The organism is Hydrocoleum sp. CS-953, from assembly GCF_002260545.1.
In the GTDB taxonomy this organism is placed as follows: domain Bacteria; phylum Cyanobacteriota; class Cyanobacteriia; order Cyanobacteriales; family Microcoleaceae; genus Trichodesmium.
This window is the reverse complement of sequence record NZ_LGSU01001050.1, coordinates 1-6,339: the sequence shown is the minus strand read 5'-3', so window position 1 is coordinate 6,339 and position 6,339 is coordinate 1. Positions and strand designations below refer to the sequence as shown.

Annotated in this window: 4 protein-coding genes and 1 rRNA gene; 4 read left to right on the top strand and 1 reads right to left on the bottom strand. The window is 34.3% G+C overall.

Annotated elements, in window-relative coordinates:
- Positions 1–167: ribosomal RNA gene (locus AFK68_RS15450) — 16S ribosomal RNA — on the bottom strand; the annotation flags it as partial.
- A 524-nt stretch (positions 168–691) separates the two neighbouring features.
- Here AFK68_RS15450 and AFK68_RS15445 point away from each other — a divergent pair.
- The 4 genes from AFK68_RS15445 to AFK68_RS15430 all read left to right on the top strand — a co-directional run bounded on the left by AFK68_RS15445 (position 692) and on the right by AFK68_RS15430 (position 5,917).
- Complete coding sequence (locus tag AFK68_RS15445; protein WP_094673560.1) at positions 692–1,246, top strand: TRAP transporter small permease subunit; 555 nt, start codon at positions 692–694, stop codon at positions 1,244–1,246.
- A complete protein-coding gene (locus AFK68_RS15440; protein ID WP_094673559.1) occupies positions 1,230–2,573 on the top strand; it encodes a TRAP transporter large permease subunit in 1,344 nt (447 codons plus the stop codon). Before AFK68_RS15445 ends, AFK68_RS15440 begins: the two co-directional genes overlap by 17 nt.
- Positions 2,574–3,972: 1,399 nt before the next feature.
- On the top strand, positions 3,973–4,167 hold the full coding sequence (locus AFK68_RS15435) for a hypothetical protein (protein WP_094673558.1): 195 nt from the start codon (positions 3,973–3,975) through the stop codon (positions 4,165–4,167).
- Positions 4,168–4,753: 586 nt separating this feature from the next.
- Positions 4,754–5,917 carry a cupin domain-containing protein gene (locus AFK68_RS15430; protein ID WP_094673557.1) on the top strand — a complete coding sequence of 388 codons (1,164 nt, stop codon included), beginning with the start codon at positions 4,754–4,756 and terminating at the stop codon, positions 5,915–5,917.
- Positions 5,918–6,339 lie beyond the last annotated feature (422 nt).

Here is a 6,339-nt window from a genome sequence, read left to right as displayed (position 1 = left end):
CTCATCCGGGATTAGCAGAAGTTTCCTTCTGTTGTCCCAGACCTGAAGGCAGATTCTCACGCGTTACTCACCCGTCCGCCACTAAGTCCCGAAGGACTCCGTTCGACTTGCATGTGTTAAGCAGACCGCCAGCGTTCATCCTGAGCCAAGATCAAACTCTCCATGATGTGTTTGACTTTTTTTCTCCAAATCTCTTGACTTGGAAATCTTTTGTATGTATCTTAGGACTCAGAACTATTTATCTTTGTCCTAAATAATTTGTTTATAACAAGGACTTAATAGAAGTAGTGCTGTTAAACTTTCAAACTATTGAGTTGTCTAGGTTCAGGTGTTGGTTTGAGAGTCGTTTGTGTTCGGCTCTCTCTCCGGCACATTTACTAATCTAGCAACTCTATCTTGATGTGTCAACCCCTTTTCTCAATTTTTTTCTGAAAACAGGATTTGTATGTCTCATTGCTAAAGCCCAAAGTCTTTTCCAGCAAGCTTTTAGGAGTTTAGGAAATCATCAAAAAAAATTTTGCAGCCATAAAAATTATTCAACAATATGTCCCTTTTTTCTTTAAGCTTTTAGATGTTAGATATGGATTTGTAAGTGCTTATGCTCCACAGGTTATTCTGATGAGAGATAAAGTTAAGTGAGGCATAACCAAATGTCCACTATCTTGATTTTCAAGTTATAGGAGAAGGACTATTGCAAATACTCCTACGTCTGTCCCGGATAATTGATGATTTGAATGAGCTAATTGGACGTCTAACCTATGGGTTAGTCATACTAATGGTCTTAGTCGGTGTTTGGAATGTAATTGGACGCTATCTAGGTAGGAGCATTGGTCAAAATTTAACTTCTAATGCTTTGATAGAAATTCAGTGGTATATTTTTGACCTGGTTTTTCTCCTAGGTGGAGCTTATACTCTCAAACATAATGAACACGTTCGTGTAGACATTTTTTATACTAAGTGGAGTCCTAAAAGAAAAGCTCTAGCTAACCTAATTGGTACAATATTGTTTTTAATACCCTTCAGCATTATTGTAGTGATAGTTTCCTGGGGTGCTGTTTTAAATTCCTGGGCTATCCTTGAGAGTTCTCCTGACCCTGGTGGATTACCCCGTTACCCAATTAAAACAATGATTATAGTTAGCTTCGTATTATTATTTCTTCAAGGAATTTCTGAAGCTATTAAAAATTTTGCGGTCTTTACAGGTAAATTAGCCCCCTATCAGGAGCCTCATGAGTCTGAGTTTTGAATCGGAATTGATTGGTCCATCAATGTTTGCAGGAGCATTGGTACTACTTTCCTTTGGTTATCCTGTAGCTTTTTCCCTAGGTGGAGTAGCAATAATCTTTGGTGTAATAGGTATTGCTTTGGGAGTTTTTGACCCTATATTTCTAACTGCAATGCCCCAAAGAATTTTTGGTATTATGGCTAACTATACTTTGTTGGCTATACCCTACTTTATTTTTATGGGGGCAATGTTGGAAAAATCTGGCATTGCAGAACAACTGCTGGAAACAATGGGAATATTGTTTGGTCGAGTTAGAGGTGGTTTGGCTCTAGCTGTTGTTATTGTGGGCGCTCTTTTAGCTGCTACTACTGGTGTGGTTGCTGCTACGGTAGTGGCAATGGGGTTAATTTCTTTACCTATTATGTTGCGGTATGGGTATAATAAAGAGTTGGCTACAGGTGTAATTGTGGCATCGGGGACTTTAGGTCAGATTATTCCCCCTAGTGTGGTTTTGGTGGTATTGGCAGATCAACTGGGTATTTCTGTTGGGGATCTGTTTATTGGTTCTATTTTACCTGGTCTAATAATGGCAGGGACTTTTGCTCTTCATGTTTTGATTGTTTCTTTTATACGACCAGATTTAGCTCCTGCTTTACCACCAGAGGTACGAGAAATTGGTGGAAAAAATCTAGGTATCAGGGTGCTAACTGTAATGATTCCACCATTACTCTTAATTTTATTGGTGTTGGGTAGTATATTTTTTGGTGTTGCTACACCTACAGAAGCTGGTGCTGTGGGATGTGTGGGAGCGATCGCTCTTGCTATTGTTAAAGGTAAATTTAGTTGGACTGGTTTAAGAAGGGTATGTGACGTGACTCTCCGCACAACTACTATGGTGATGTTTATACTTTTGGGTTCAACTGCTTTTAGTTTGGTTTTTCGGGGGGTGGAAGGCGATCGCTTTATGTTTGATTTACTTTCTAATCTTCCTGGTGGTACGACTGGTTTTTTGGTTGTCAGTATGGCAATAGTTTTTTTCCTGGGATTTTTTATTGACTTTTTTGAGATTGCTTTTATTGTTGTACCTTTATTTGTACCTGTTGCTCAACAACTTGGTATTGACTTAGTTTGGTATGGTGTGATATTAGGGGCTAATCTTCAAGCATCTTTTTTAACGCCTCCTTTTGGTTTTGCCCTGTTTTACTTGCGGGGTGTAGCACCTTCAGAAGTTACTACTGGTGAAATATATAGAGGTGCTATTCAGTTTATTCTACTTCAGTTATTGGTTTTAGTGCTGATTATTATTTTTCCTGGCATTGTTAACTTCCTACCTTCATTGAGTGGATAAATGCTTTCTCAAAATTTTTTGATAAGTTATACATAAGAATTTATATAAAAAAATACCAATTCTCTAAAACGTTACCAAGTTTAACTGTATTATTAAGTAACCTAATGCGCATTAGAAAGTCAAAATTTAGAAGGCGCAAAATCAGAATTAATAAGGGTTTTAGTTTAAATATTTACCAAACGATAAGTGGTTTAAATGCACAATAAATTATCTATAATTAAGTATAAAGCAAGCATAATTAACGAACTAATAATTTTTTTGTAAAGGGAATTCGAGCAACCATCCAAAAACATTTACCCTTCAAAGGCGGGGTTTTATACCCAATGATTTTGATAATAGCAGTTTCAGAAAATACTCCTAAATTAGACTGTTTGATTACTTAGGGGAGACCTTGATTTAGCAATATTGATTTAGCAATATAGAAATATTAAATATGAGGGTTGTCTCTAATTTACCAGTGCCTAATTCTTAGTTCCATATTTTTCTCATTCCTTTTTTATTCTAAAAAAAGTCATTTCAAATAAGGATGAAACACTTTTTTACCTGAAACCCTTTCTAGGTAAAGAAACACTTATCCCAGTCTTATTCAGAATGACTATATGCTTTATTTGACTTGAGTATCAAAAATAGTATATAAAAAAGTAAAGATTTTTATTATGCCTAATAGCTAGAAATTTGACAAATATATTTTTTCAAACAATACTTGACATACATTTAAGTATTAATTTGAGTAAGCTTTATCTTTATTAACTTTTTCATTCTTGACAGCTCACTTCTAATTAGGGCTGGCTGATTAAATATCAAAGTATTGATGAATAAAGGTTTGAGCAATTTTTAGTCGGGTAAAAGTACCAGCTTTTTGGTTGAAGCGAGTTGAAAAAGTGACCATTTTGGAGTAACGCTCTGCAGAAAAATCAATGGGCGATTCTTAAAGGCCACCTTATTACTCTCCTCCAATTTCTCTTGATTCTGTACGGACGTTGCACCGGCAAAAATGCGTTTTCCGTTCCGGAATGCTCCGCAAACATGTCGCACAGCGTTTAGCTAACGCAAAACTTTCCGTTCCGGAATGCTCCGCAAACCTTAACGCTGCGCGACATATAAAGCGGAGCTTTGCGTTAGCAAAACGTCCCTACCTATTCCCTATTCCCTAGTCCCTACCTCAACAAAAAGACTTCCATAAGCAAACCCTAATTACGACCAAAGTTAGTAGCAAAAATCGGTAAAACTTAGTATTGGGTATTTTGACCAACTCTTACCTATAAACTATAATTATCCCAAATAATTAAAAAAAATTCTCAACTATTGCATAAATCAAGGAATTTAATATATACTAATTCTCAACTTCAGTTTTAGGAAGTTATTTAAGACAAATCTAGTTCAAATAGGAGATATTAGTATGTCAAAAGAATTTGACGTTCAGCAAGCTCAACCTAGTAAAATTCAGGTAGAGGTAAAAGATATTCTACAAAATTCAGTAGGCAAAAACTGGGAAACAGGATTAAATTTTGATTCAGATGGTGGCGACCGCAACTTTGACTCAGATGGTGGCGACCGTCACTTTGACTCAGATGGTGGCGACCGTCATCAGTAGGAATTAAACATTTAAACACTTAAATGTTTCTCTTAAAATATTTAAGGGGTTAAGAGTTACCTATTATTCTTATCTTAACTAACCATGTAAGTCTGAACAGGTGACAATTGAAAATATAATGGTAAAAGCTTTCCCCCTTTATCTATTAATCAGGTAAACAGAATTAATTACACAAATATTTTGCTGAAATCATCATTCAATAAGGATCGAATTTGTCAATAATTTTGTTCAGGTATTTCAATATACTGACATACAAATCTCAGAAGATAAAAGTCTAAGTAATTAGATAAAAGTAATAATAGTAGTAGTTTTGAGATTTATTTAAGGCAACAGACAAAAAGTCAAAATAATTACTTGCTTATAGCAACCGAGTATCTCTATTAATTGAGGTATCTGTTAATAAAAAAAAATTAAGAATTCCTGAATAAACCCATATATGAATCAATAAGGTTCAGTTAAGAACAAATTCATGTAATAGACAAAGTAAAGATAAGCTTTTACACATCTATGAATATGCTAGAAAAAATCCTTAACTTAACTGTATTGTCCTATAAATCTCAAAAATTAATAGAAAAAATTCTTGATTATGTCATGTCTAACACATCTAATACAACCATTAGACCAAGAAGAATTTTTAGCCAATAACTGGACTAGGAAAGCGATCGCTATCTCTAGTAAAGGACACAAAAATTTTACAGACTTATTTTCGTGGGACAAACTCAACCATCTATTGAACTTTCATCAAATAGAATATCCAGATCTGCGCCTTGCATTTGATGGAAAAGTTCTGGAGGCAAAGGAAAATAGAAATCTTACCGAATGGTGTCAGAAAGGTGCAACCTTAATTCTAGACCAAATTCATAAAAGAATTCCAGAAGTTGCTCTATTTGCTTCAAAACTTACCTATGAATTAGGATACCCAACTCAAGTCAATGCTTATTGTTCTTGGTCTAGTAAAAAAGGATTTTCTAAGCACTACGATACTCACGATGTATTTATTTTACAAGTCGAAGGAAGTAAGGAATGGTATGTCTATACTGACACATTCAAATATCCATTACCAAACCAAAAATCATCCTCTTTTACACCACCCGAAGAAGAAGCATATTTAAGTTGTATTTTATATCCAGGAGATGTACTTTATATACCTCGCGGACATTGGCATTATGCAGTGACAAAAGAAGAACCATCTATTCATCTTACTTTAGGTATTCATTGTCGAACAGGTGTCGATTTATTGGAATGGTTAGTTGGTCAATTACAAAGCAGAGAAGAGTGGAGAAAAAGTCTACCTTTAAGAATAGATGAGACTTCATTTAATGTCGGTGTAGAAAATTTAATTCAAGACTTAGAAGGGTATATAAATAATCATAATCTTAGTGAAGAATATAATAATTATTTGGATGGTTTAGGAAAACCTGTTGAGGCATATAATTTACCATATCAAGCTGGATTTAATATTTTTTGTAATGGTGTTAAAACTAAGTTTAAAGTTTCTCAGTTTCAACGATTAAAAATTTTACAAATGGCTGATGAGGATGGATATAAAATTTTAGTTTCTGGTAAAGAAGTATCTATTAGAGGAGTGCCAGAATATTTAGTAAAAAATTTATTTAGTCGAGAAACATTTACTGGAAAAGATGTCATAAATTGGCTGCCGGACTATGACTGGGAAATAGATATTATGCCCATGTTATGGAAGTTAGTCAATGAAAAAGTTATTTTTGTCGAACCAGGAGTTCAAATATAAATAGATTTGTGGCAGTGATATTTATTAAGGAGGTGGATATGATGAATATCAAACTCTAGTTTCCACTCAAGAATTATATATTCGACCAGTGGCAAGATATCTAGTTAAAACTTATTTAGTCGAGAAACATTTACTGGAAAATATTTGAGAAATTGGCTACCTGACTATGAGTGGAAAATTGATATTACACCCATGTTATGGAAGTTAGTTAGTGAGAAAGTTATTTTTGTCGAACCAGAAGTTTAAATATAAATATATTTGTGGCAGTGATATTTATTAAGGAGGTAAATATGATGAATATCAAACTCTAGTTTCCACTCAATCATTATATATTTGAACAGTGGCAAGATATCTAGTAAAAAACTTATTTAGTCGAGAAACATTTACTGGAAAATATTTCATAAATTGGCTGCCTGACTATG